Consider the following 25,306-nt stretch of genomic DNA (forward strand, 5'->3'; position numbering starts at 1 on the left):
AAGAAAATATGGAAAAAATGCTGGTAAGCCCTTCACCTCAGATAAGGGATAATATTTCTACCTCTAAGGTGATGACCCATGTGCTTGTGGCGCTTTGCCCTGCACTTGCAATGTCTGCCTACGTTTTCGGCGGACGTGCGCTTATGCTCACAGGCTTCTGCATGATAACGGCACTCATATGGGAAAGGCTTTGCAATCTTATAATGAAAAGGCCTGATTCCACAAAGGACGTTTCGGCACTTGTGACCGGTATGCTTTTGGCGTTCAATCTCCCTGTGACAATGCCTTATTGGCAGGCTGCTATCGGCACATTCGTTGCTATCGTTATAGTAAAGCAGCTTTTCGGCGGTCTGGGACAGAATTTTGCCAACCCTGCTATCGTGGGAAGAATAGTTCTTATGCTTGCTTTCACAGGCAACATGACCCATTGGGTAGTGCCTTTCTATGATCCTGACAATATCGTAACAGGTGCAACACCTCTTGCGGCGGCACATTCCGCCCCTGCCGATTATCTCGACCTTTTCCTTGGAAAAGTAGGCGGCTGTCTTGGCGAGGTGTCTGCGGCGGCATTGCTCATTGGCGGCATATACCTTATAATGATGAAGATAATCTCAGTACATACACCTCTTGCATTTATCGGCACAGTTTTCGTGTTCTCATATCTTTGCGGCGAGGACGGCATCTATCAGATACTTGCAGGCGGCGTAATGCTCGGTGCATTCTTCATGGCAACTGACTATGTTACAACTCCTGTTACAAAAACAGGCAAGGTGATATTCGGTATCGGCTGTGGTATCATCACTTGTGTGATTCGTTTCTTCGGCTCTTATCCTGAGGGCGTTTCATTCTCCATACTGCTTATGAATATACTTACACCATATATCGACATGATAACAAAAACAAAGCCTTTAGGGGCTATATCAAAGAAGAAGGAGGCGAAGTCTGAATGAAAGATAAAATAATGCCTCCATTGGTGCTGACTATAATATGTATAGTTGTCAGCGGACTTTTGGTGCTTGCCTATAATGCCACATATGTTGACAATACAGGTGTTCTTACAGACGATATGAAAAAGGGCTGTGAGGAGATATTCGGCAAGGGCGATTATGAGATAATGCTTGACGGCGAGGGTGACAGCAAGACGCCTGTTACGTTCGACACAGAGGGCGTGAACTCCATTATCACAGACAAGGATAACGGCAGATGCGTTATCGAGATAACTGAGGACGGCTATTCAAAGGGTGGACTTCATCTGCTTATTGGTATAAACAGCGAGGGAACTGTCGAGGGGATAGAATTTCTCTCTATAGGCGAAACTCCGGGTCTTGGCACAAAGGTGCAGGACGATAGTTTTCTTTCAAAGCTAAAGGGCTTTGGTGTTGACACTGATGAAAATTCTATCGACAATGTTACCGCTGCCACCTATTCTTCAAAGGGAATGAAATCTGCGTGCAAAAAGGCTGTGAAGCTTTTTGACGAGCATAAGGAGGAGATACTCAATGGCTGAGAAAAATTCTAATCTGTATGAATTTACAAAGGGTATCATAAAGCAAAACCCGACTCTTGTTACGCTTCTTGGTATGTGTCCGACGCTTGCGGTCACAACAATGGCGAAAAACGGTATCGGCATGGGACTTGCCACAACGTTCGTGCTTGTCTGCTCAAACTTTGTTATATCCCTTTTGAAAAACGTTATCCCAAAGGCTGTAAGACTGCCTTGTTTTATCGTAATAATCGCAGGCTTCGTTACTCTTATCGAGTTTCTTATGAAAGGCTATATACCTGAGCTTTACAGTGCATTAGGCGTATTCCTGTCCCTTATCACGGTAAACTGTATTATCCTTGGCAGAGCGGAGGCTTTTGCCAGCAAGAACAAGATATTCCCGTCCATACTTGACGGACTTGGAATGGGTCTTGGATTTACACTTTCACTTTTCACAATGGGTTCTATAAGAGAGATACTTGGCACAGGCTCATGGTTCGGCTTCAAGATACCTTTCCTGTGCGACGATCCTATGACAGTGTTCATCATGCCGGCAGGCGGATTTTTCGTGCTTGGCTGTCTTATCGCACTTGTGAACAAGATAGCGAACAAGAAGCCGCCAAAGGAGATTTCCTGCTCAGGCTGTCCGAATGCGGCTTTGTGCAAGGGTCAGTGCAGAACAGAGAGTGAGGAGGCATAAAAATGAGCTACATACTTATACTTATCGGCTGTGTGTTCGTAAATAACGTTGTGCTTTCTCAGTTCATGGGAATATGTCCTTTCCTTGGCGTATCAAAGCAGATGAAATCATCTGTGGGAATGGGCGCAGCAGTAATATTCGTTATGATATGCGCAACAGCTATCACATATCCTGTATACAGACTGCTTGAGCATTTCGGTATAGAGTATCTAAAAACAGTGGCGTTCATACTTGTTATAGCAATGTTCGTTCAGCTTGTTGAGATAGTCATGAAAAAGATGATGCCGCCTCTCTATAAGGCACTGGGCGTTTATCTGCCTCTTATCACAACCAACTGTGCAGTTCTCGGTGTTACTATCGGAAACATAGACAACGGCTATAATTTTCTTCAGTCCCTCACAAACGCACTTGGAACAGGACTTGCGTTTACTCTTGCCCTCTTGCTTTTCAGCGGAGTAAGAGCAAGGATAGAAAACTGCGATTTTCCTGAAACTTTCAAGGGCGTACCTGCAACGCTCATTGCGGCGTCTATCGTTTCGCTAAGCTTTATGGGCTTTTCGGGAATAATCTGATAATAATTTATCGATATGAAACGATCAAGGGTTGAATTTACAAAGCCGATGAAAAAGACCCACACTATATTGATACCATCAATGCTTGACTTCCACTTTCCGCTGCTTAAATATGCATTTCTTAGCGGTGGATATAAGTGCGACGTTATCGGGGTGAACGAATACAGTCGGTCACAAATGATAAACGCAGGCTGGGAATATTCAAATAATGATGTCTGCTTTCCCTGCAACCTCATAATAGGACAGTTCATATGTGCATTGAAAAGCGGCAAATATGACACCGCAAAAACAGCCCTGCTGCTGCCTCAAACAGGAGGAGGGTGCAGAGCGTGCAATTACATTATGCTGCTGCGAAAAGCTCTTTTGAAAGCCGGTCTGCAAAATGTTCCTGTGGTGTCACTTAATGTCAGCGGCGTTGAGAAACACAGCGGATTTTCCATAACGCCTAAAATGGTGCTGACGGCTTGTGCAGCGATCTATTACAGTGACTTGCTTTTGTATCTTTATAATGAGCTTTCACCCTATGAACTAAAAAAGGGTGAAACGCTTGATAAAGTCCGCCTATGGAACAGCAGGCTGTCACGGCTCTTTGAACATGGCAAAGCAGCCGATCCAATCTCAATGTGCGTCATATTCCGCAAGATATGCGAAAGCTTTGCTACAATAAATTGTGATAAAAGCAGATCGGTCAAAAAGGTCGCCGTAACAGGGGAGCTTTACATAAAATTCTGTGCTCTCGGCAACGGCGAAACGGAGAAATACCTCCGTGATCTCGGTTGTCAGATATATATGAGCGGCTTTGTTCCATACATAATGTACCTTGTCGATTCCTGTACAAATGATGATAACATTTACGGAAGAAAAACCTTGGCAGGTGTGGGAGCAAAAGTCCTTATTGCCTATATGAAAACGCTTTGGTGCAAAATGAATTCTGCACTTGTACAAAACGGTTTCGAGCCTATGGAAGACTATAGATCCTTGAAAAGCTACGGTGAAAACTTTGGCTGCCTTGGCGAAACAATGGGGGACGGCTGGCTTATCGGTGCAGAAATGTGTTCAGCGTTGAAGAACGGCTGCAAAGGTGTTGTGATGCTGTTGCCGTTTGGCTGCCTTGTGAGCCACACCTGTGCAAGAGGCATAATAAAGCGTATAAAAAAGCTCTACCCAGACAGCATCATAACGGCGGTCGATCACGATTCGGGAACAGCGGACGTTAATATCAAAAACCGCATTAAGATGACCCTTGATTTTATGGATAATAATATAATGAAACACAACAAAAACTGAAATTCTGAAAGAGGAGAATGATATGGAATATTTGATCCCTTTGGCTATATTTGCCGCTTTGGGCATATTGGCAGGCGTTCTGCTGACGGTGGCTTCAAAAGTTTTTGCCGTTGAGGTGGATGAGCGTGTCGACGCTATCGCAGAAGCGCTTCCGCAGGCAAACTGTGGCGCTTGTGGCTTTTCGGGCTGTGCAGACTATGCCGACGCTATCGTGAACAAAGGTGCAGAATGTAACCTTTGCCGTCCGGGAGGCGAGGCTGCTGCAAAGAAGATAGCCGAGATAATGGGCGTTGAAGTGACTGCAGCAGAGCCACAGGTGGCTTTCGTGCGCTGTTCGGGAGATTGCTCTCATACACCGCATAAATACGATTTTGACGGCATTCAGAGCTGTGCGGCGTGCAACAGATTTTATGACGGAAGCAAGCTTTGCACAAGCGGCTGTTTAGGCTACGGCGATTGTATCAAGGTCTGCTCTCAGGGGGCAATATCTATCGTTGACGGCATTGCCGTTATCGACAAAGCAAAGTGCATGGGCTGTGGGCTTTGCGCAAAAGCCTGTCCAAATGGTCTTATCGCAGTGAGAAGGATCTCTCAGGCTGTGGATATCTGCTGTTCATCAAGAGATGTGGGCAGAGTGACAAGGTCTGTTTGTCCTAACGGCTGTATAGGCTGTAAGCTGTGCGAGAAAAACTGTCCGTCAGGTGCCGTTACAGTGCAGAACAACCACGCTGTTATCGACTATGAAAAGTGTACAAACTGCGGAAAGTGTGCAGAGGTGTGCCGTGTCCACGCTATCAGATCTATCATGGGCGAAAAAGTGGAAGTGCAGTAAAATATTTTGCTTTAAAGGCTCTCTTGACGTTTATGCGTCAGGGGAGCTTTTTTTTGTGCCAAAAATACACAGCCAAATTTGTGCAGTGTTCACGAAAAGTTTAGCATTTGTTGACAGATACTTATAAATGATTTATAATACTATTTGTACGAATAATTGTCAGCGGCAAGAAAAATATAGCCGAACTTTAAGGAGAACACAGCAGAATGAACATCAAAGACTACAGAATTATCAGTAAAAAAAACGTTTTCAGACGGATAGCGGCACTTTTGACAACGCTCTTGCTCGTTATCACAGTGATCCCCGAGGGCTTCTCTACGGCTATAACATCGGTGGCAGAAGCGGCAGATACGGCTGTGACAGGTGCGTATTTTGATACAGACGGCATGAAAATCGTCACTTATAACGTGGTTAATGACTTCGGTGCAGACAACACAGGAAACGCCATGACCGGAAAGCAGATACAGCAGGCGCTTGACGCTGCACAGGAAAATTCAGGACAGGGCATTTTCACAAAGGTCGTGATACCAAAGGGAACGTATCTTATTTCTTCTGCACTTGTGGTATACAGCGATACTTGGATATACTGTGAAGAGGGCGTTGAGATAAAAAGGTGCATTTCCTATGGACCTATGCTCAGGTGTGATAATAATGGTGTCGGCGGCTATGACGGCGTTAAAAATGTTATCGTCGAGGGCGGGCTTTGGAACGGAAACACAGATCAGTGGCCAAATACCGCAGATTTTTCAAATATCAGATTTGCACATTGCAGAAATATTCTTCTGAAAGATATGCACGTCAAAAATAACGAGAACGGTCATCATATGGAGATAGGCGGTGCGGCTGACGTCACCATAGAGGGCTGTACTTTTACAGGATATACAGGCTACAGGAAAAAAGAAGCCATTCAGCTTGATTGCATGAACAACAGCAGAGTTTTTGCAGGCTATGCGCCTTTTGACGATACATCATGCGAAAATGTGGTCATAAAGAATAATCTTTTCTCAGGCATTTGCAGAGGTCTTGGTTCTCATTCCGCCACTCTGGGTATCTATTATACAGATATCCTTATTGAGGGCAACGTTTTTGAAAACCTCGACGATGTGGCAATGATAATGTACAATTATAAGAATTGTACCATAACAAATAACACTATCACAAACTGCGCAAGCGGTATAGACTTCAAGGCAATGTCCAGCCTGCCTAACAACAATTTCAATCCCCCTGTGGTGAAGTCTATGGAGGAAGCGGTTGACGGCTTTGAGGACGACGCAAACTCTGTTATTTCATCTAACACTATCTCTGTAAGCGGTGATGACGAATATGGCATTACAAGCGGCATACGCCTGACAGGGTATGAGGTCAAGGACAATGGTGTTATCCCTGACTATAATTTCAGAGTGGCAGGAGTAAAGATCCTCGAAAATCGAATCGAGAGCAACGGAACCACTATCGCACTTAATGACGCTGAGAATTGCAGTATCGAATCAAATATTCTCGTTACAAAGCAGGACGGTATTAATTACAAGGATAAAAATGGTCTTACTCTCAACGAGTGTGATAATATAAAGATAATAGATAACTATATTTCAGGCTCAGCCAGAAACGGTGCTTCCGTTACTGACAGCTCAGGGAATACCCTTGAGAACAATACCATAGAGAACGTTGGAATGAACGGAATAAATATCTACAACGGCTCTGAGAACAATATTGCAAGCTCAAACAGCGTAAATTCAGCGAAAAAGCATGGTATAGCAGTGGCTGCAAATTCTTCCGCTGTGATAAAGTCCAACAGCATTTCAAAGGCGGGGGACACGGGCATTCTTATTTATAACGGATCAAAGGGCGAGTGCTCAGGCAACAAAGTTAAAAATGCCGTGGGGCATGGTATCGTGTTCAGCAAGAACGCTTCTGGCAAGGCGGCTTCAAACACTGTTTCTGGCGCAGGCAAGCATGGATTGCTTGTTACAGACCGCTGCGGCAGTGTGGTTCTAAGCTCAAATAAGATATCAAACAGCAAGCAGAACGGCATTTGCGTGTCAAATTACAGCAGTTCTGTGAGTGTAAATTCAAACAGCATAAGTGGCTCAGGAAAAAGCGGCATAAGCGTAAGCTCTCACAGCAAGGCTTCGCTGAAAGACAACGCTGTGAACGGCTCAAAGTCTGCGGCAGTGTCAAAGAGCGCTGATTCTTCTATCAGCCTGCCGAAAGTATCAGGATTGTCTGTGAATTCTGTGAATAACACGGATATACAGATCAGCTTTTCTGGCAGATCAACTAACAAATGCGGCTATGAGATATACAGGAAAACAGGCGCAAAGGGAAAATACTCTGCCGTGGGGACGACTGCAAAAGGAAAGTTTACAGATGGATCTTTCAAGGCGAACACAGATTATTATTACAAAGTACGCTGTTATGAAACTGTGTCAGGCAAAAGGGTATACGGCGGATATTCCGCTGAGATAAAGGTAAGATCAGCAACGAAAAGATCTGTCGGGAAGGCGTCTGTCAAGGTGTCAGATCAGGTGTGGACAGGTAAGGCGCTGAAGCCTGCTGTCACTGTAAAGGACGGAAATGTCACCCTCAAAAAGGACAGGGACTATACTGTAAGCTACTCCGCAAACAAGGACATAGGCACTGCTAAGGTGACTGTCACAGGGAAGGGAAGCTACACAGGTAAGATAACAAAGACTTTCAAGATAAACCCACAGGGACAGAGCATTTCTGCCAAGGGCGACAAGAGCGGAAAGAAGATAGCGGTAACTCTTGCAAAGCACAGCTCAAATTCAGGCTATCAAGTGTCATATGCCGACAACAGCGGCTTTAAGAACAGCAAGTCCTTGTGGCTCAGCGGAAACTCAAAGAACAAAGGCACAATAAAAGGTCTTAAAAGCAAAAAGACATATTACGTCAAGGCAAGGGATTATAAGACAATTGGCAAGACCAAAGTGTACGGCAAGTGGTCGGCTGTGAAGAAGGTAAGTATTTAGGGCAAAAAATTTTCCAAGCCGATTGACAAGGCTCTTATAATGTGGTATAATTCAAGATATGACAAGGAAGGTGAATATAATGACCAATGTTGTAAAGGGCGATCAGGTAAAGGATTCATACGGCAAGATCTATGATGTTATCGAAGTTCATGAGCATAATGTTATGGTGCTTGAGCCGGGTAAACCATACTGGGAGCGTATCTGCATGGGACGTTTTGATTTCGACTCATATTTCAGAAGAGCAGATGAGCCTATGACAGATGATATGCCTCGTCCAATGGGCATCGATGAAGAAGATTTCGATGAGGACGAAGAGGAAGAAGAATAAGATTTATTGCGGTTGGCTTTTGTCAGCCGCATTTTTATTGCACAAAAACGCCACGGAGATATTCTCTCCGTGGCGTTTTCCTTTGGGCGGAATAGCCTATTTTATGCTGTTTCTTCTGCGAAGTTTCCTGTGTAGAGCTGATAATACTTGCCCTTTTTGGCAATAAGCTCGTCATGTGTGCCACGCTCGATTATCCTGCCCTGCTCAAGTACCATTATGCAGTCTGAGTTTCTGACAGTTGAAAGTCTGTGGGCGATAACGAATGTTGTTCTGCCCTGCATGAGAGCGTCCATACCAGCCTGAACAAGACTCTCTGTTCTTGTGTCGATAGAGGAGGTAGCCTCGTCAAGGATAAGAACAGGAGGATCGCCGACTGCCGCTCTTGCAATGGCTATGAGCTGACGCTGACCCTGTGAAAGGTTCGAGCCGTCGCCTGTGAGAACAGTGTTGTAGCCGTCAGGAAGTCTTTCTATAAAGCCATTTGCGTTTGCAAGTCTTGCGGCTGCCATACATTCCTCGTCGGTGGCATCAAGGTTGCCGTAGCGGATATTTTCCATTACTGTGCCTGTGAAAAGGTGTGTGTCCTGCAAAACTATGCCGAGAGTTTTTCTCAGAGCAGGCTTCTTTATCTTTGTAATGTTTATTCCGTCATAGCGTATCTTGCCGTCCTGAATGTCATAAAAGCGGTTGATAAGATTTGTGATAGTTGTCTTTCCTGCACCTGTTGAGCCTACAAAAGCTATCTTCTGACCAGGCTTTGCAAAAAGCTTTACGTCATGAAGAACTATCTTGCTGTCGTCATATCCGAAGTCAACACCGTCAAATACGACCTCGCCCTCCATTTTCTTGTAGTCAACAGTGCCGTCAGCTTGATGACGATGCTTCCAAGCCCATATGCCTGTACGCTCTTTGCACTCTTCAAGCTCACCGTTCAGGTTATATTTTGCATTAACGAACTCAACATAGCCCTCGTCTGTTTCAGGCTTCTGGTCGAGGAGGTCAAACACTCTGCCTGCGCCTGCGGTAGCCTGAACAACGAATGCCATTTGCTGGCTTATCTGTGTGATAGGCTGTGTGAAGTTCTTGTTAAGGGATACAAATGTTACGATAGTGCCGAGGGTAAGACCTGCATAGCCGTTTATGGCAAGGATAGCTCCCACAATGGCACAAAGCACATAGCTGAGGTTTCCGATATTTGCGTTTATCGGCATCATGATGTTAGCGTACTTGTTAGCTTCGTTTGCGCTGACTCTCAGCTTGTCATTTATCTTTACAAAGTCTTCTATTGCTTTATCCTCGTGACAGAACACTTTTACTACTTTCTGTCCGTCAAGCATTTCTTCGATAAAGCCGTCAACTGCGCCAAGGTCACGCTGCTGAGCCGCAAAGTGCGCTCCTGACTTTGAAGCGAGATCGTTGGTCACCTTTACCATTACAAATGCCATTGCGATAGAGAGTATGGTAAGAGGAATGTTGAGGACTATCATGGAAACGAGGGTGGATATAAGTGTTGCAAGAGAGTTTATAAGCTGAGGTATGCTCTGGCTGATAAACTGTCTGAGAGTATCAACGTCATTTGTGTATACTGACATGATGTCACCGTGCGGGTGCGTGTCAAAATACTTGATAGGAAGTGTTTCCATGTTGAGAAACAGATCATCTCTTATGTTTCTCAGCGTACCCTGACCGATGTTTACCATTATCCTGTTGTATGCGTATGAAGCCGCAATGCCCACAACGTATACTACTGCAAGACCGCCGAGAGCCTTTGCAAGTGGTGAAAAATCATGGCTGGAGGTCTTTAGCATCGGTGTGATGTAGTCATCAACAAGTGACTGCATGAACATCATTCCCGCAAGTGTGGTGACAGCCTGAATAAGTATGCACGCCACAACTATTATAAATGAGATTTTATAGTTTTTGAGCATATATTTCATTACTCTGCCGAGGACTTTCATCTGGTCGCCTGACATTTTAGGCTTGCCGCCCATTTCTTTATTCATTGGCTTAGGCATTTAAGCTTCCTCCTTTCCTGCTGACTGAACGTCGAAATCTCCGCCGCCCTTTACCTGAGATTCATATATCTCACGGTATATCTCGTTTGTTTCAACAAGCTTTTCGTGTGTGTCAAAGCCGTTTACTCTGCCACCGTCAAGAACTATTATCCTGTCGGCGTCCTGGACGCTTGAGATCCTCTGTGCGATAATGAATTTTGTTGTGCCTGGGATAGACTTTGCGAATGCCGCTCTTATCTTTGCGTCTGTTGCAGTGTCTACTGCGCTTGTGGAGTCGTCAAGGATAAGAACCTTTGGCTTTTTCAGAAGCGCTCTTGCGATACAAAGTCGCTGCTTCTGTCCGCCTGATACGTTTGTGCCGCCCTGCTCGATATAAGTTTCATACTTTTCAGGGAAGCGTTCAATGAACTCGTCAGCGCAGGCAGCTTCACAGGCTTCGATACACTCGGCGTCTGTGGCATTTTCGTTGCCCCAGCGTAGGTTGTCAAGGATAGTGCCTGAGAAAAGCACGTTTTTCTGCAATACTACAGAAACCTGATCTCTCAGATATTCCATATCGTAATCTCTTACGTCCTTGCCGCCAACGCATACAGAACCTTCGTCAACGTCATAAAGACGGCTGATAAGATTTACAAGGCTTGTTTTTCCGCAGCCTGTTGAGCCTATGATGCCGATAGTTTCGCCGGACTTGATGTGCAGGTCGATATTGTTAAGCACCATTTTTCCGCTTCCATGCTTGTATGAGAAGCTTACATTGTTGAAGTCAACAGAGCCGTCTTTCATATCCTTTGCTGGGTTCTCACCGTTGTGAAGATCAGGTGTTTCCTTGAGTATCTCTGAGATACGTCTGATACTTGCTGTACTCATTGATATCATAACGAATATCATAGAGAGCATCATAAGTGACATCATGGCGGAGATAACATATGTGAAAACAGATGAAAGCTCGCCTGTTGTCATCGTACCTGCAACAACATTCTTTGCGCCAAGCCAGCTTATGAGCATTATGCAGGAGTAGATAACGAACATCATAACAGGGCTGTTCAGTGCGATAAGGCTCTCAGCCTTTACGAACATCTTATAGAGGTTGCCTGAGGCTTTCTTGAATTTCTTCTGCTCGAAGTCCTCTCTTACATATGCCTTTACAACTCTGATAGCCGATACGTTTTCCTGTATGCTTGCGTTAAGGTCGTCATACTTTTTGAAAGCCTCTGTGAAAACTTTCATCGTCTTTTTAACGATAATTCCGAGAACTATGCCAAGAAGAACGATAGCTGCAAGGAATATGGTGCTCATTGAGCCGCTTACTGCAAAGCACATTGCCATTGAGCAGATGAGCATCAGCGGCGCTCTCACTGCAATACGGATTATCATTTGGTATGCGTTCTGAACGTTTGTAACGTCAGTTGTCATTCTTGTTACAAGACCTGCGGTGCTGAACTTGTCGATGTTTGAGAACGAATAGGTCTGCACCTTGCGGTAGATAGCTTCACGAAGATTGCAGGCAAAGCCTGATGAAGCCGAAGCCGCATATTTTCCTGCAAGAAAGCCCGAAAGCAGGCTGACCATTGCCGCCACTACCATTACGCCACCAAAAATATAAACGTTTGTCATGTTGCCCTTTTCAATGCCGTCGTCGATTATCTTCGCCATTATAAAAGGCAGAAGCATTTCCATAAAGATCTCAAGTGCGGTAAAGACAGGGGTCAGAATGGAGTCCTTCTTGTACTGTTTGATCTGTGCTAGTATTTCTTTCAAGCCAGATCCCTCCTCTCGCTTATTTTTATATTGTATTGGCTATCATTTTTTTCTGGAGCCGTTCCATTTCGTCAAGCTCCTGATCTGTAAAATTACGGAAAGCCATTGTTTCTATCTTTTTAAGACAGTCGCAAATGTCCTGCTGGAGGGTATAGGCTTTCTCGGTTGCTATTATCTTCTTGTGACGTTCGTCATCATCACTGCCCTCATAGGAGAGATATCCTCCTGCACGGAGCTTTTTTATAAGCCCTGATACCGTCGCACGGGAAATATTCAGATCGTGGTGTATCGCTGTTGAGAAAACAGGCTCGCCATTATGTTCCATTATGTACATAAGCACATGGCTCTGAGCGGCGGTTATACCCTTGCCTGCGAGCATGGTGTTTATCTCACATTCTATTTTCAGATGAATGTATTTGGAATACCGCAGGATGTTCTTTTTTCTGTTATCCGCCAAATTGTTCGCCTCCTTACATTTTTGCGCCTAACATTTTGCTTTAATTAATAATATCACATTTTTACTTGAAAGTGAAATACAAATATGTTATAATTAATAAAAGAATTTTATAGATTGCTATCAAATTTAATTTTTATTAAGAATTGTTTACCAAACGAAACAATTTGCGGAAATAAACAAACATAAAGGGGCGGTTTTTGTGAATACTGTACAATTGGAGTGCTTTTTGGCTGTGGCGCAGTATCTTAACTTTTCCAAGGCGGCGGAATCTGTGAGCATCACTCAGCCTGCGGTGAGCCACCAGATAGGTTCTTTGGAGGACGAACTAGGGGTGAAGCTTTTCGTGCGAACGAGCAAGAGCGTTTCGCTCACAAGAGAGGGTATAATGTTTATTTCAGACGCAGAGCAGATACTTAAAATAGCAGGCTCAGCAAAATTCAGGCTGTCAGAAAAGCTTGAGGACGAACCTGTGAGGATAAGCATAGGCTGTCACAATCAGGCGGAGCTGAACGTTTTGACTCCTGCCCTAAGAGAAATGTCCAGGCTTTATGATGATCTTTTGCCGTATATAGATCTTACTCCGTTCAAGTCTATAGACAATCAGCTCAAAGATCAGAAGATACAGCTTCTTCTGTCATTTAAAAGTCCTCATAAACAGCCTTTTGACTATGTGGAGCTTTGCCGCTGTCAGTTTATGTGCCTTTGCCAGAAAGATCACCCTCTTGCAAAGGCGGATAGCCTTGATGTGGACGATATCTCAGGCAGACCTATTTTTATAGAGCGCCACACCTGTCCTGACGAGATATTTGCCTTGCAGCACAGGATACTTGCGAACGGCAAGGTGGATAAGATAATATTCTGTGGAGATTATGAAAGCGCAGTTGCAATGGCGGAAGCGGGGCTGGGGTTTATGATTTTCCCCGCCATAGAGGACGCTTACAAAGGTCCGCTAAAAGCGATACCAATAAAAGGCGTGAAAGAGATATCTTTCGGTGTCTATTATCTCAGGTCGCAGCTTGAAAAGCAGGCAAAGGATATGCTTGGGATACTCAAAAATCAGTTTGCAAAATAAAAGCACTGTATCGGTGGGTGATACAGCGCTGTGAATGTTGCAAAGAAAATAATTAGTGGGCGACCTCAGGTCGCCCATACATAAAATCGCATATCAATAAGTGGTAGGGGCGAACAGCGTTCGCCCGCAGTATTACATATCAAACAATGGGTACATAATTTCATTTTTATGACACATTCTGTAAATATTCTTCAAGGCAGAGGTTATTTTCATACATTTCCTTTGCCGCCTTTTCGCCAACATATCTGTAGTGCCATTCTTCTGGAATAATACCGGTAATATCTTGCTTTTCGGCTGTGTAACGCTCTATAAAGCCATATTTGTAGCTGTTTTTGGCGAGCCAATCCCATACTTCCTGATTTGTAACTCTGCTGTCACCGCTTGCGATATCGACACACAGACCAAGCTCGTGTTCGCTTGTGCCGGGCATTGCCACCCATTCTTCCGCATAGGCTTTCGCCTTTTTGTCGCTGTAGCCTATTTTCTGATAGTGTTCATATTTGCTCTTAAGTATGTCCTGCTGATCCTCTGCGGTGCGGAACGATGATGTGATAGTTGGATATATCCCCTGCGAGCGTGCGTCATCAAACATTTTCTGAAGCTGTGGGTAAATGCGGCAGTCCACTGCCTGACCATTGTCAAGGGCGGTGAGTATCACTGAGCAATTCTCGCATATAGGCGTGTCATTGTTCACCAATGTGAGCTGCCAGTCCTGCCGGGCTTTATACTCTGCAAGCTGAGATGAAGTCACGCTGTCGTCATAGGTGTATTCCACTGATGCAGGTGTGGATTGCTTCTTGGGCTTCATATCAGGAATGTAATATCTGTATATAAGCAATGCCACAACCAAAATAATAATTGCAGTGGCAATTACGATATGCTTTTTGTTTTTATTTGTCATAATGACCGCTCCTTTGCTTTTACTGTATCAATGATACCATACTAAAGAAGCTTTCGCACGAGTATTAGCTTAACTGTTTCATAAGATTTTCTTAATGTGTCGGACTAGCATTAACCTATTGTCGGTGATAACAAATTTTGCATGACGATTTGTGCATATCGACGATTTTATAGAAAAGGTCTTGACTTGGAGCTAACTCCAGGTGGTAAAATGTAATCAATAAATAAAACTCTAGGAGGTAATTACCATGGCAGTAAAACAGACAGCAGGCAGAAATAGTCTTGGCGACCTTGCTCCTAAATTTGCAGAGCTTAATGATGACGTTCTTTTCGGCGAGGTATGGTCAAGAGAGGACAAGCTCTCACTGAGAGACCGTTGTATCGTTACGGTAACAGCTCTTATGGCAAAGGGCATTACAGACAATTCTATCAAATATCATATCGAGAATGCTAAAAATCACGGAGTAACAAAGACTGAAATGGTGGAGATCATCACTCACGCTGCATTCTATGTTGGCTGGCCTAACGCTTGGGCTGTCTTTCCAATGGTAAGGGAAGCGTATGCTGAGGAAAAGGACGGCTGCTCAGATTCACTTTTCGGTCTTGGCGAGCCTAATGTGAACTTTGCTCAGTATTTTATAGGTAACAGCTATCTTAAACCGCTGAATGTCAAGGGCGTAGGCGTGTTCAACGTTACCTTTGAGCCAAAGTGCAGAAATAACTGGCATATCCACCACAAGGGCGGACAGATACTTCTTTGTACAGATGGCGAGGGCTGGTATCAGGAATGGGGTCAGCCTGCAAGAAAGCTACACCCTGGTGATGTTGTTTACATTGCTCCGGAGATAAAGCATTGGCACGGTGCAACAAAGGACGAGTGGTTCACGCACGTTGCTCTTGAGATACCTGCCGAGGGCGCATCGAACGAGTGGTGCGAGCCTGTTTCAGACGAGCAGTATAATGCACTTTAATAGAGAGGTAAAGCTATGACTATTTCTGAAGTTAGTGAGAAATATGGGCTTACACCCGATACACTGAGATACTATGAGCGTATAGGACTTATTCCGCCTGTGCCGAGAACGAGAAGCGGTCTTAGGGACTATGATGAAAGTTCATGCAATTGGATAGAGTTCATAAAGTGCATGAGAGGCGCAGGTCTGCAAATAGAGGCCCTTATCGAGTATGTTGCTTTGTATCAGCAGGGCGACAGCACTATCGAGGCAAGAAAAAATCTGCTTATCGAGCAGAGAAAAGATCTCCTTGAAAAGCAGGCTGAGATAGCTGCGACTATCGACAGACTCAACTATAAGATAGACAATTATGAAAAGATATGCGCTAAGGTCATAAAGTGACGGATAAGGTCATGATACAAAGGACGGCAGTAAAATGCCGCCCTTTTTGTGTTGTTTTAACAGCCCCGCCTGCGTTGACAAACAGCGGTTTTAATGGTATAATGGAATAGCTTACAGATTTGTGGGGATAATTTTGACAGAATGAAAAAAGGACGGTGCGCTATGGTAGTGAAAAATGTGGAGTTGCCTGAATACAGCGTGCTTATGTCTGTTTATGCAGGAGAGAAGCCTGAACATCTCAGGGCAAGTATCGAGAGTATGCTGTCACAGACCTATGTGACGAACGATTTTGTGCTTGTGTGCGATGGAAAGCTCACAAAAGAGCTTGACGAGGTAGTAGACTACTATGAGGAGAATTACGAGTGCTTTCACCCCATAAGGCTCAAGGAGAATGTTGGCACAGGAAGATGCGCTAACAGAGGTATAGACGCCTGCAAAAATGAGTATATAGTCAAAATGGACTCTGACGATATCGCTAAGCCTGACCGCTGTGAAAGGTCGCTTTATGCTTTGGCGAAGCACCCTGAGATAGATATGCTTGGGGCTTATATAGACGAGTTCGACAGTCAGACGGGCGAAGTGATAGCCACAAAGAAAACGCCATTGACCAATAAAGAAATACACAAATATGCAAGGCGGAGAAATCCGTTCAATAATCAGACCCTTGTTTATAAGAAATCCCGTGCTTTGAGCGTGGGAGGTTACAGCAATATAAAACGCTGTGAGGACTATGAGTTCGTGGTGAAAATGCTTGCGGACGGCGCAAGGGGAATAAATCTTGACAAAACGCTTGTGATGTACAGAGTTACGGCGAACAATTATGAGAGAAGAAGAAACTGGGCGAACACAAAGTCCTTTGTGAATGTCAGGTGGAAGATATTCCGTATGGGATATTCAAATCTGTGGGACTTTATTGTTCCATGCACTTTTCAGTTTTTCATTTTCATAATGCCGAAATCGCTGACAGGCAAGATATATAAGAGGTTTCTTAGGGGATAATGGAGAGCCGCAAACGTATAATAAGACAGCACATAAAATCAGCACTGCAAAAAACGCTTTTGCCGCTGTGCTACAAGTTGTCAAAGAAAAAGGATATAGACAAAAAGCTCGTTATCCTTGCAGACCTTAACAGCGTTTCTACTCCTGAGAGCATGGAGCTTATAAAAGCGGAGCTTCAAAGCCGTGGCTATAAGGTCAGGGAGATGTACTGCGACCTTTCAAGCTGTGGAATGGTCTCGGGGCTTAAATATATGATGAGCTTTATGAAAGCTTACGCAAATGCAAGGGCTGTGTTCATATGCAACTATTTTGTGCCTGTGACTTCCTGCAAAAAGCGTGAGGAAACGACAGTGATTCAGCTTTGGCATTCCTGCGGAGCATTGAAAAAGTTCGGCTATGACAGCGAGGAGGATATATCTTCCCATTTCAAAGGCTCTGTTACAAGGAATTTTGACCTTATCACTGTGAGCAGTAAAGAGTGCGTAAAGGCTTTTGTGTCTGCGTTCAGGCTGAAAGAAGATATCGTAAAGCCCCTTGGCGTCAGCCGTACGGACGTGTTCTTTGATGAAAGCTACAACGAGCAGTGCAGACGTGAGTTTTTTGAGAGATATCCCGACTATAAGGGCAAGAAGATAGTGCTTTATGCGCCGACGTTCAGGGGGAATGCTTTGGATTGTCATTGCGTGGGCGAGGAGTATGCCGCAGAGCTTGAAAAAAAGCTTGGGGAGGCTTGGAAAGTCATTATAAAAATGCACCCCAGACTTCACAGCGGGCTGACTAACTGCGATATTGCTACAAACAGGCTCATGCCTGTGGCAGATGTGCTTGTGACGGACTATTCGTCGCTTGTGTTCGAGTATGCACTGTATAAAAAGCCGTGGGTGATATTTGCCCCTGATATTGAGAGCTACAGCAAGGGCAGGAGCTTTTATCTTGATTATAAAATAGATATGCCTGCGCCTTTGGTGACGGAGGGAGAGAAGCTTGCACAAGCTGTGCTTGACAGTGAAAAGAGCTTTGACCGTGAGGGCGTGGAGCGTTTCACAGAAAAATATATGTCTGCCTGCGACGGCAGGTCAACGGAAAGAATAATCGACAGCGCTTTGGAAAAAGAGCGTTTTTGACGGAGATGATAAAAATAGAAGGAAAAAAGTTTGATTGGTTCGGGCTTACCCAGATATTGAAAGAGCATAAGGGAAAGCTCAGACAGATAAGAATGTTGTCGGTGAACGAGCTGAAAAAGAAGTATAAGGGCGCGGCGTTAGGTCCGATTTGGGCGCTTATAAAGCCGACCTTTACCCTTTTTATACTGTGGTTCGCCTTTGAGATAGGTTTAAAAAGAAACGGTGGAGTGCATTTCATTAACGGAAAGTATACTCAGTTCGTTTTCATGCTCACCGGCTATGTGCCGTGGTTTTATATTTCAGAATGTATCGTTGGAGGATCGAGGTCAATAAGAAGCAACAAGCAGTTTGTAACAAAGCTGTCCTTCCCTGTTTCAAATATCATGACCTTTACCTCACTTTCGGGACTTTATATCCACATTTTGCTGTGTGCTATAATGTATGTGGTGTTGCTGTGTCTGGGCTTTGGACCGAGTATTTACAATCTTCAGTTTATCTATTATGCGCTGATGATGTATTTTTTCTTCCTTGTGCTTTCGTGGATGACTGCTCCTCTCAGTGCGTTCAGCAAGGATTTTGAAAACCTTATAAACTCTGTTATAACAGGACTTTTCTGGCTTTCAGGTATATTCTGGAACACATATGATATCTCACCTTTGTGGCTGAGAAAGCTCATGTATTTCAACCCTATAAACTATTTTGTAAACGGCTATAGAAAGAGCTTTCTTACAGACACGTTTATTTTTGATTCTAACTATACCACCGAAACTATGGTGTTCTATGCGGAGTTTATCTTTATGATATTCCTCGGAGCGCACACCTATAAGAAGTTCAGGAAGATACTTCCTGACGTTCTGTAACAAAGGCTGAAAGGAACTGACTTTTAAATGGAAAATCAAGCGACTGAGCCAATTATTGAATTTTTGGACGTAAAAAAAGAATACTTTTTATATAAAAACGAAAAGGCACGCTTTAAGGCTATTTTCACAAAAAACAGGGGAGTAAAGAAGCACCCTGCCCTTAAAGGCGTGAGCTTCAAGATATACCCAGGCGAGTCTGTGGGAATTATCGGAAAGAACGGTGCAGGAAAATCGACCATTCTGAAAATGATAACAGGCGTAAGCTTTCCAAACAGTGGCACTATCACTGTAAGAGGAAAGGTTGCCGCATTGCTTGAGCTTACAGCAGGCTTTTCACTGGATATGACGGGTATGGAAAATATCTATCTAAAGGGCTATCTACTCGGTCTTAATGACGATCAGATAAAGGAGATAGAGCAGGATATAATTGATTTTGCAGATCTTGGAGAGTATATCGACCAACCTGTAAGAACATATTCAAGCGGAATGAAAATGCGTCTTGGCTTTGCTATCAATATAAATATCAAGCCTGATATCCTCGTTGTTGACGAGGCACTGAGCGTTGGCGACGCAGACTTTCAGAAGAAGTGCCGTGACAAGATAAATGATGTTATCTCCACTGGTGTAACGGTACTGTTCGTTTCCCACTCACGCAAGGCTATCGAGGAAACTTGTACAAGGGCGATATTCCTAAAAGACGGCAAGGTGCAGGTGGACGGCACTGTTGAGGAAGCCTTTGACGCTTACGATAAGAAAAAATGATCATGAAAGCTTTTCGTTTTTTGACGGGAAGCTTTTTGTTTACTCTTGTTATAGTTGATATTTGATAAGTGTATACAATTATCAATATTTAATTTTGTATAATAAATCATAGTCAAAAAGCTTTACAAAATCGCAAAAATGTGTTATAATAAGATATTATCGAAAGGAATTGATATTATGAATTGGGTTGAAATGGATATATATACCACAACAGAAGGCATCGAAGCAGTAACGGGAAGTCTGCTTGGAATGGGTATAAACGGCTTTGTTATCAAGGACGCAAAGGATTTTCAGGACTTTCTTGATGATAAGGACGGCAACTGGGATTATATAGATGATGACCTTATGGGACTAAAAAACTGTGAAACTACGGTGACAGTTTATCTCCCTGAGAACGCTCAGGGTCTTGAAAATCTTGAAGCTATGAAGCTGGAGCTTAAAGCGCTCAAAAAGCGTGACGTGAACAATGAGTTCGGCAGGCTTGAATATGAGCTTAAAAACGTTAAGGAAGAGGACTGGGCGAACAACTGGAAGCAGTATTTCAAGCCCCTTTGCGTTGGCGAAAAGCTTCTTATAAAGCCGTCATGGGAAAAGGTCGCTGAGGGTGAAAAGAGAAAGATACTGGAAATAGACCCTGCCTCATCTTTCGGCACAGGTCAGCATAACACAACCCAGCTTTGTCTGGAGCTTGTGGAGAAAAATCTCCATGAGGGCGACAGGATACTTGACCTTGGGTGCGGAAGCGGAATACTTTCTATCGGCGCATTGCTCCTTGGTGCTGAAAGTGCAACAGCGGTGGACGTTGACGAAAATTCTGTTAAGATAGCAAAGGAAAATGCAGAGAAAAACCATATAAGCGCAGAAAAGTATACAGCTTACTGCGGAAATATCATAGACGATAAGGCTCTGGTGGAGCAGATAGGCACAGGCTATGACCTGCTTTGTGCAAATATCGTGGCAGATGTTCTTATAGGCATGAGCGGGATTTTCGGCGGATTTATCAAAGACGGCGGAACGCTCATAGTTTCAGGTATAATCGACCAGAGAAAAGATGAGGTGCTTGACAGGCTTAAAGCAGAGGGCTTTGAGCTTATTGAGATAAGAGAAAAAGAAGACTGGGTGGCTGCGTCATTCAGGAAATAAGAGATGAAAGGACGGATCAAAATGCAGTTATTGTTTTTGGTTATCAAGAGAATCGAGTTAGTAGACGAAATCATGCGTTCGCTGGCACAGGCAGGCATAAGAGGAGGAACGGTCATTGACAGCGTGGGAATGGCGAAATCTATTTCTACAATGGATAATCTGCCTATGATCGGCGTTCTGAGATCTATTCTCAGCGGCGAGGATGCTGCACAAAAGGGCAAGACAATTTTCGTTGCCGTTGCAGACGATCAGGTAGATGTTGCAAGAAAGGCGATAACTGATGTTACAGGCGACCTTTCACAGCCTAATGCAGGCGTGCTTTTCGGTGTGCCGATCAGCTTTGCAGAGGGAGTAAATTAACACTTTATACAAGATAAAAAGCGTTGCACTTTTCACAGTGTAACGCTTTTTTTGGTGGATCAGTTTATTTTCATTTATGAAACTCTTAGAGAATAAAACAGATAAGTCCCGAACAGCCCTCGTTTATCATGCGCTCGATAGTTTCCTTTATCTTCATGCGTGCGTCCTCAGGAAGCTTTGAAAGCTTTGTGTGCAGACCCTCGCTCACAAGCTCGTGGAGTGACTTGCCGAAAATGTTTGACTCCCATATCTTTTCAGGCGATTCCTCAAAATCGTTGAGCATATAAAGCACAAGCTCCTCAGATTGCTTTTCCGAGCCGACGATAGGTGCTACCTCGGTGTTGATAGTGGTTTTCAGCAGGTGAATAGCTGGTGCGGCGGCTTTGAGCCTTACACCGTATTTTCCACCCTGCTTTATTATCTCAGGCTCATCAAGGGTCAGCTCGTTCATTTCAGGCATAACTATTCCGTAGCCTGTTTTCTCCATTTCATCAAGGGCAGAGCTGAATTTCGAGAAACGTTCTTTTATCTTCACAAGTTCCAAAATTCTCGGCATAAGGTCGTTTTCGTCCTTTATCTCAAGCCCTGTGGCTTCGCCTATTATCCTGAAAAACAGCGCAGGGTCAAGTTCCACCTTTATGACAGCCGAGCCTTTTCCAAGGTCTATCTCAGCCACCGAGCCTGAGGACACCTGCTCACAGCAGCATATCTTTTCGGCACAGTCTGAAATGTCACGAAGATTTGTCACGGCTGAAGCCGCTTCCTTGATATGTCCGAAAACCGCTTCTTTCAGCCAGTGACCCTTGTCAAGAGAGTTTATCCATGAGGGCATTGAGATGTTTATCTCTTTCACAGGGAAAGAGTATAGCAGAAGCGTAAGTATCTCTTTTATCTCTTTTTCCGAAAGCTCCAAACAGTTTATAGGCATAACTGTAGTGCCATATTTGTCGGAAAGCTGTTCGCAAAGGTCTTTTGTCTGCTGAGAGTAAGGCTCAGTGGTGTTCATAAGCACCACAAACGGCTTGCCTATCTGCTTCAGCTCGTCGATTATACGCTCCTCACATTCCTCGTATTCTTCTCGTGGAAGGTCGGTGATACTGCCGTCTGTCGTCACCACAAGACCTATGGTGGAATGTTCTGTTATGACCTTTTGCGTTCCCACCTCAGCCGCCATGTTGAAAGGCACTTCCGTGTCAAACCACGGTGTGACCACCATTCTCGGGGCTTCATTCTCAATGTAGCCTATGGCGCTTGGGATTATGTAGCCCACACAGTCTATCATTCGCACGTTGAAGCTTGCTCCGCCCTCTAGGGTGATGTTTACAGCCTCCTCAGGAATGAACTTAGGCTCAGTGGTCATGATAGTCTTGCCTGCGGAGGACTGGGGCAGCTCGTCAATGGCACGCTCCTTGCGGTAGTCGCTTTCAATGTTCGGTATAACGAACTGCTCCATGAACTGCTTTATAAAGGTGGATTTTCCCGTGCGGACAGGACCTACCACGCCTATATAGATATCGCCCCCCGTCCGTGTGGCAATGTCGGTGTAAATATCGTTTTTCATGTGTCTGTCCTCCTAGTTCATTAATGGGATAAGCAACATTCCCTGTTTTGATATTTTATCGTCGGTAAGCTCGTTTTCTTCAAGTATGGCGGTTATGGAAGTTGAATACTTTTTCGCTATCTCCCAGATATCGTCGCTCTCATTGCAGTAGCATATTTTCAGAGCGTATTTGTCATTTTTCTCTTTCGGCTTATCTGTGAGTACCCTAAGCTCTGATATCATAGTCCCTGTCTGTTGAATAGTCATTTCTCCGCCTATCTTGATATCGGCTTTAAGCTCCGCTGTTGTTTCGTCTGCAAGATAGTATGTGCAGTTTTCTATGCACAGGTCAGGGGATATGGATATCTCACCATTGACATTCTCCGGAATGGGTATCTCATGCTCAAAAGGCGAATCGTTTTCAAGATAAAGGGGAGTGCCGTCCTCGTTCCTGCCGATAATACAGAACGTCACGCTTCCTGAAATGATAAAGGCTTTCTTTTCCTCGTCAAGCCTTGATGTCACATTGGAAAGGGTCGCCCAACTGTCGTGAACACAGCGTATCTCACCCTCCTGGCAGGAAAGCTTTGCAGTAACACTGTGGCTGTCAGATAACTTTATGCTTTCGCTGTCAAGTTTGCTTTCACACCTTTCAGCCTCGCACTCAAAGCAGGTGGAGTATGCGTCTGTGACGATCTCACAGGTGGAAATCTTTTTGGCAACGCAGTTCACAAGAAGCACAAGCTCACATTCAAGTGTGCCAGAATCGTCAGATTTCGGTATGATATCACACCCCGCAGGGGTTATCCTCACGTCTGCGGTGAAAGTATCGTCAATGCCGTCTATGTCGATTATCTGTGAGAACGGCAGAGTAAACCGCATTGTTTCGGCTGTTTCTTCTCCATCGGTAGTTACGCAGGAGTAAAGCATCATTATCTCAGCGTCGCCCTTTGTCACAAGCTTGCCTGCTATCATCTTGTGTTCCTGTGGGATAATGCGGCAATCTGTCCGCAGGATAGTGCCAACAGGGGCTTTTGCCGCAGAAAGCTGCAATTCCTCTATTAGTGTGATACGTTTTGCAGCGGTAAGACGTTTTGCTGGGTATGTAACAGCCGCCTTTTTTAGCTGAATGCCGCAGCCGAATGCGTCTGTGACTATAGGCACAGTTACTTCGCCCGTTACCTTTGCGTGGATAGTCACAGCCCCCCTGATATCAAGTCTGCGCTGATTTACCACACGGCAGTTGACATAATCGCATTTTGGCGTGAGCCATATCATAGGGTCACCGCAATCCCCTTGCAGGTCGAAAGACTTTGTGTAGTTCATTTTCTGCTCGATGCAGTTTATCCGCTTGTCGTTCTGGCTGATGTAAAGCACTCTTATGAGCACTGCCATGTCAAAGCTGAGCTTTCCGCCGTTTATGGAATGGCTCTGTACTGTTGGCATGATAACGCATTTTAGTACCCTGAAAATATCGGGATAATAGTCGGGCAGCAGAAAATCCTTTTCCACAGCCTGCTCGCAGGAGGCGTCAAGGATAGTCCGTGTCATTGACAGCATCTCTCTGTTAAGCTTAAGATCCATAGTGTTCATCTTGTCTGTTTCCTCCTAAAAATAAACTGATCATACGATCGTAAAGGGCTTGTAATGCCCTGCTGAGAACATTATATTCACTTGGGACGGGTCATATTCTGAAAATCTCAGACAAATTTAATGTATTTTGTCGTCAGAGGCTTTTTCACACAGCGTAAAGGCTTTTCATAGACTAAGATATGTCATTGTATCTGACATAATACTGTCTGAAAGGAAACATAATAGTATGAATGGTCTACTTTGGGCTGCGGCAGGCACGGGCTTTACATTCTCTATGACGACGTTAGGTGCGGCTGTGGTCTTTTTCATGAGAAAAGAGGGGCAGAGCGAAAAGGTGCAGAAAGCCTTTTTAGGCTTTGCCGCAGGCGTTATGATAGCCGCAAGCGTGTGGAGCTTGCTTATCCCTGCCATAAACGAGGCGGAAGCTCTCGGCAGGATAGGCTGGATACCTGCCGCAGGCGGCTTTGCGCTAGGCGTGCTGTTTCTTATGGGGCTTGACAAGGCAATGCCTTATTTTTTACCTGAGCCTGAAAGGGAAGAGGGCGTCCGCAGGGGGCTAAAGCGTTCGGGAATGCTTATTTTCGCTATCACACTGCACAATATCCCGGAGGGCATGGCAGTAGGTCTTGCCTTTGCACTGGCGGCACATAATGACAGCTCGGTACTGCTGGCTTCTGCTATCGCACTTGCCATAGGCATGGGAATACAGAACTTTCCGGAGGGGGCGGCTATCGCACTGCCGCTGAGGCAATCGGGCATGGGCAGGGCGAAAGCATTCGGCCTTGGCACTCTTTCAGGAATTGTTGAGCCTGTTTTCGGACTTCTCACCGTTCTTGCCGCAGGTGCTATCCAACCGCTTCTTCCGTGGCTTCTTGCCTTTGCCGCAGGAGCAATGCTCTATGTGGTGGTGGAGGAGCTTATCCCCGAAGCACATCTGGGGGAAGGTCACATGGGAACAGTTGGCGTAATGCTAGGCTTCTTGCTTATGATGATACTTGATGTGGCGCTAGGATAAAAAGGCATATTTGTTAAAAACTGCGGTGAAATTTTTTACCGCAGTTTTTTTGTTGTGATAACGCACAAGTATCATGCGTTGACTTTGTGAGTTATTGCTTTCGTCTTTTTGACGTTTTTCGGTTGACAAACGGGGCATGATTTGGTATAATTGAATATGTGTAA

24 protein-coding genes are annotated in these 25,306 nt (G+C 44.6%); 18 read left to right on the plus strand and 6 right to left on the minus strand.

The genetic code is table 11. The features are described 5' to 3' along the window. Nucleotides 1-8: 8 nt before the first annotated feature. The 8 genes from AB5627_RS10020 (at nucleotide 9) to AB5627_RS10055 (ending at nucleotide 8,192) form a co-directional block, all read left to right on the plus strand. Nucleotides 9-950 (plus strand): RnfABCDGE type electron transport complex subunit D, encoded by a 942-nt coding sequence (locus AB5627_RS10020; protein ID WP_022288502.1) that lies wholly within the window; start codon nucleotides 9-11, stop codon nucleotides 948-950. Further along, complete coding sequence (locus tag AB5627_RS10025; RefSeq protein ID WP_022288501.1) at nucleotides 947-1,507, plus strand: FMN-binding protein; 561 nt, start codon at nucleotides 947-949, stop codon at nucleotides 1,505-1,507. The genes AB5627_RS10020 and AB5627_RS10025 overlap by 4 nt, the downstream gene beginning before the upstream one ends. Next, a complete protein-coding gene (gene rsxE / locus AB5627_RS10030) occupies nucleotides 1,500-2,183 on the plus strand; it encodes an electron transport complex subunit RsxE (protein WP_022288500.1) in 684 nt (227 codons plus the stop codon). Before AB5627_RS10025 ends, rsxE begins: the two co-directional genes overlap by 8 nt. Nucleotides 2,184-2,185: 2 nt before the next feature. Beyond that, nucleotides 2,186-2,755: an electron transport complex protein RnfA gene (locus AB5627_RS10035; protein WP_022288499.1), complete on the plus strand. Its 570-nt coding sequence runs from the start codon at nucleotides 2,186-2,188 to the stop codon at nucleotides 2,753-2,755. 48 nt (nucleotides 2,756-2,803) lie between these two features. Next, complete coding sequence (locus AB5627_RS10040) at nucleotides 2,804-4,042, plus strand: 2-hydroxyglutaryl-CoA dehydratase (protein WP_368369828.1); 1,239 nt, start codon at nucleotides 2,804-2,806, stop codon at nucleotides 4,040-4,042. A 22-nt stretch (nucleotides 4,043-4,064) separates the two neighbouring features. After that, nucleotides 4,065-4,874: an RnfABCDGE type electron transport complex subunit B gene (locus tag AB5627_RS10045; protein ID WP_117957683.1), complete on the plus strand. Its 810-nt coding sequence runs from the start codon at nucleotides 4,065-4,067 to the stop codon at nucleotides 4,872-4,874. 206 nt (nucleotides 4,875-5,080) lie between these two features. Next, nucleotides 5,081-7,864, plus strand: coding sequence for a right-handed parallel beta-helix repeat-containing protein (locus tag AB5627_RS10050; protein ID WP_368369829.1), 2,784 nt, complete (start codon nucleotides 5,081-5,083; stop codon nucleotides 7,862-7,864). A gap of 79 nt (nucleotides 7,865-7,943) precedes the next feature. Then, a complete protein-coding gene (locus AB5627_RS10055; protein ID WP_022288495.1) occupies nucleotides 7,944-8,192 on the plus strand; it encodes a hypothetical protein in 249 nt (82 codons plus the stop codon). Nucleotides 8,193-8,293: 101 nt separating this feature from the next. Here AB5627_RS10055 and AB5627_RS10060 read toward each other — a convergent pair whose 3' ends face one another. The 3 genes from AB5627_RS10060 to AB5627_RS10070 are packed head-to-tail and all read right to left on the minus strand — an operon-like array spanning nucleotide 8,294 to nucleotide 12,422. Then, the gene (locus tag AB5627_RS10060; protein WP_046441080.1) at nucleotides 8,294-10,195 is read right to left on the minus strand and encodes an ABC transporter ATP-binding protein; all 1,902 of its coding nucleotides are present in this window, start codon (nucleotides 10,193-10,195) and stop codon (nucleotides 8,294-8,296) included. A gap of 12 nt (nucleotides 10,196-10,207) precedes the next feature. After that, on the minus strand, nucleotides 10,208-11,965 hold the full coding sequence (locus AB5627_RS10065) for an ABC transporter ATP-binding protein (protein WP_368369830.1): 1,758 nt from the start codon (nucleotides 11,963-11,965) through the stop codon (nucleotides 10,208-10,210). A gap of 25 nt (nucleotides 11,966-11,990) precedes the next feature. Beyond that, nucleotides 11,991-12,422, minus strand: coding sequence for a MarR family winged helix-turn-helix transcriptional regulator (locus AB5627_RS10070; protein WP_242989182.1), 432 nt, complete (start codon nucleotides 12,420-12,422; stop codon nucleotides 11,991-11,993). Nucleotides 12,423-12,621: 199 nt separating this feature from the next. On the opposite strand from AB5627_RS10070, the gene AB5627_RS10075 reads away from it, so the two are divergent. Next, nucleotides 12,622-13,494, plus strand: coding sequence for a LysR family transcriptional regulator (locus AB5627_RS10075; RefSeq protein ID WP_147340031.1), 873 nt, complete (start codon nucleotides 12,622-12,624; stop codon nucleotides 13,492-13,494). 166 nt (nucleotides 13,495-13,660) lie between these two features. Here the strand turns inward: AB5627_RS10075 and AB5627_RS10080 are convergent, their stop codons facing one another. Next, nucleotides 13,661-14,395 carry a D-Ala-D-Ala carboxypeptidase VanY gene (locus tag AB5627_RS10080; protein WP_022288490.1) on the minus strand — a complete coding sequence of 245 codons (735 nt, stop codon included), beginning with the start codon at nucleotides 14,393-14,395 and terminating at the stop codon, nucleotides 13,661-13,663. 247 nt (nucleotides 14,396-14,642) lie between these two features. Between AB5627_RS10080 and AB5627_RS10085 the strand changes: the two genes are divergently transcribed. From AB5627_RS10085 to AB5627_RS10120, 8 genes are all read left to right on the plus strand, one after another. Next, complete coding sequence (locus tag AB5627_RS10085) at nucleotides 14,643-15,365, plus strand: carboxymuconolactone decarboxylase family protein (RefSeq protein WP_022288489.1); 723 nt, start codon at nucleotides 14,643-14,645, stop codon at nucleotides 15,363-15,365. Between the two features lie 15 nt (nucleotides 15,366-15,380). Then, nucleotides 15,381-15,746 (plus strand): MerR family transcriptional regulator, encoded by a 366-nt coding sequence (locus AB5627_RS10090; RefSeq protein WP_022288488.1) that lies wholly within the window; start codon nucleotides 15,381-15,383, stop codon nucleotides 15,744-15,746. A 162-nt stretch (nucleotides 15,747-15,908) separates the two neighbouring features. Further along, nucleotides 15,909-16,745 (plus strand): glycosyltransferase, encoded by an 837-nt coding sequence (locus AB5627_RS10095; RefSeq protein ID WP_022288487.1) that lies wholly within the window; start codon nucleotides 15,909-15,911, stop codon nucleotides 16,743-16,745. Beyond that, on the plus strand, nucleotides 16,745-17,869 hold the full coding sequence (locus AB5627_RS10100; protein WP_022288486.1) for a CDP-glycerol glycerophosphotransferase family protein: 1,125 nt from the start codon (nucleotides 16,745-16,747) through the stop codon (nucleotides 17,867-17,869). Before AB5627_RS10095 ends, AB5627_RS10100 begins: the two co-directional genes overlap by 1 nt. A 5-nt stretch (nucleotides 17,870-17,874) precedes the next feature. After that, nucleotides 17,875-18,729: an ABC transporter permease gene (locus AB5627_RS10105; protein WP_022288485.1), complete on the plus strand. Its 855-nt coding sequence runs from the start codon at nucleotides 17,875-17,877 to the stop codon at nucleotides 18,727-18,729. Nucleotides 18,730-18,756: 27 nt separating this feature from the next. Beyond that, nucleotides 18,757-19,491 carry an ABC transporter ATP-binding protein gene (locus AB5627_RS10110; protein WP_022288484.1) on the plus strand — a complete coding sequence of 245 codons (735 nt, stop codon included), beginning with the start codon at nucleotides 18,757-18,759 and terminating at the stop codon, nucleotides 19,489-19,491. A gap of 177 nt (nucleotides 19,492-19,668) precedes the next feature. Continuing rightward, nucleotides 19,669-20,634, plus strand: coding sequence for a 50S ribosomal protein L11 methyltransferase (prmA, locus tag AB5627_RS10115; protein ID WP_022288483.1), 966 nt, complete (start codon nucleotides 19,669-19,671; stop codon nucleotides 20,632-20,634). A gap of 21 nt (nucleotides 20,635-20,655) precedes the next feature. Beyond that, on the plus strand, nucleotides 20,656-20,994 hold the full coding sequence (locus AB5627_RS10120; protein ID WP_022288482.1) for a hypothetical protein: 339 nt from the start codon (nucleotides 20,656-20,658) through the stop codon (nucleotides 20,992-20,994). 85 nt (nucleotides 20,995-21,079) lie between these two features. On the opposite strand, the gene spoIVA is transcribed toward AB5627_RS10120, so the two are convergent. Both spoIVA and AB5627_RS10130 read right to left on the minus strand, forming a co-directional pair. Then, nucleotides 21,080-22,555: a stage IV sporulation protein A gene (gene spoIVA / locus AB5627_RS10125; protein ID WP_022288481.1), complete on the minus strand. Its 1,476-nt coding sequence runs from the start codon at nucleotides 22,553-22,555 to the stop codon at nucleotides 21,080-21,082. A 12-nt stretch (nucleotides 22,556-22,567) separates the two neighbouring features. Further along, nucleotides 22,568-24,127 (minus strand): SPOCS domain-containing protein, encoded by a 1,560-nt coding sequence (locus tag AB5627_RS10130; RefSeq protein WP_022288480.1) that lies wholly within the window; start codon nucleotides 24,125-24,127, stop codon nucleotides 22,568-22,570. A gap of 226 nt (nucleotides 24,128-24,353) precedes the next feature. Between AB5627_RS10130 and AB5627_RS10135 the strand changes: the two genes are divergently transcribed. Then, on the plus strand, nucleotides 24,354-25,142 hold the full coding sequence (locus tag AB5627_RS10135) for a ZIP family metal transporter (RefSeq protein WP_022288479.1): 789 nt from the start codon (nucleotides 24,354-24,356) through the stop codon (nucleotides 25,140-25,142). The last annotated feature ends 164 nt before the right edge of the window (nucleotides 25,143-25,306 follow it).

Source organism: Ruminococcus sp. RTP21198st1_G1_RTP21198_201120 (assembly GCF_040924265.1).
Classification (GTDB): domain Bacteria; phylum Bacillota; class Clostridia; order Oscillospirales; family Ruminococcaceae; genus Hominimerdicola; species Hominimerdicola aceti.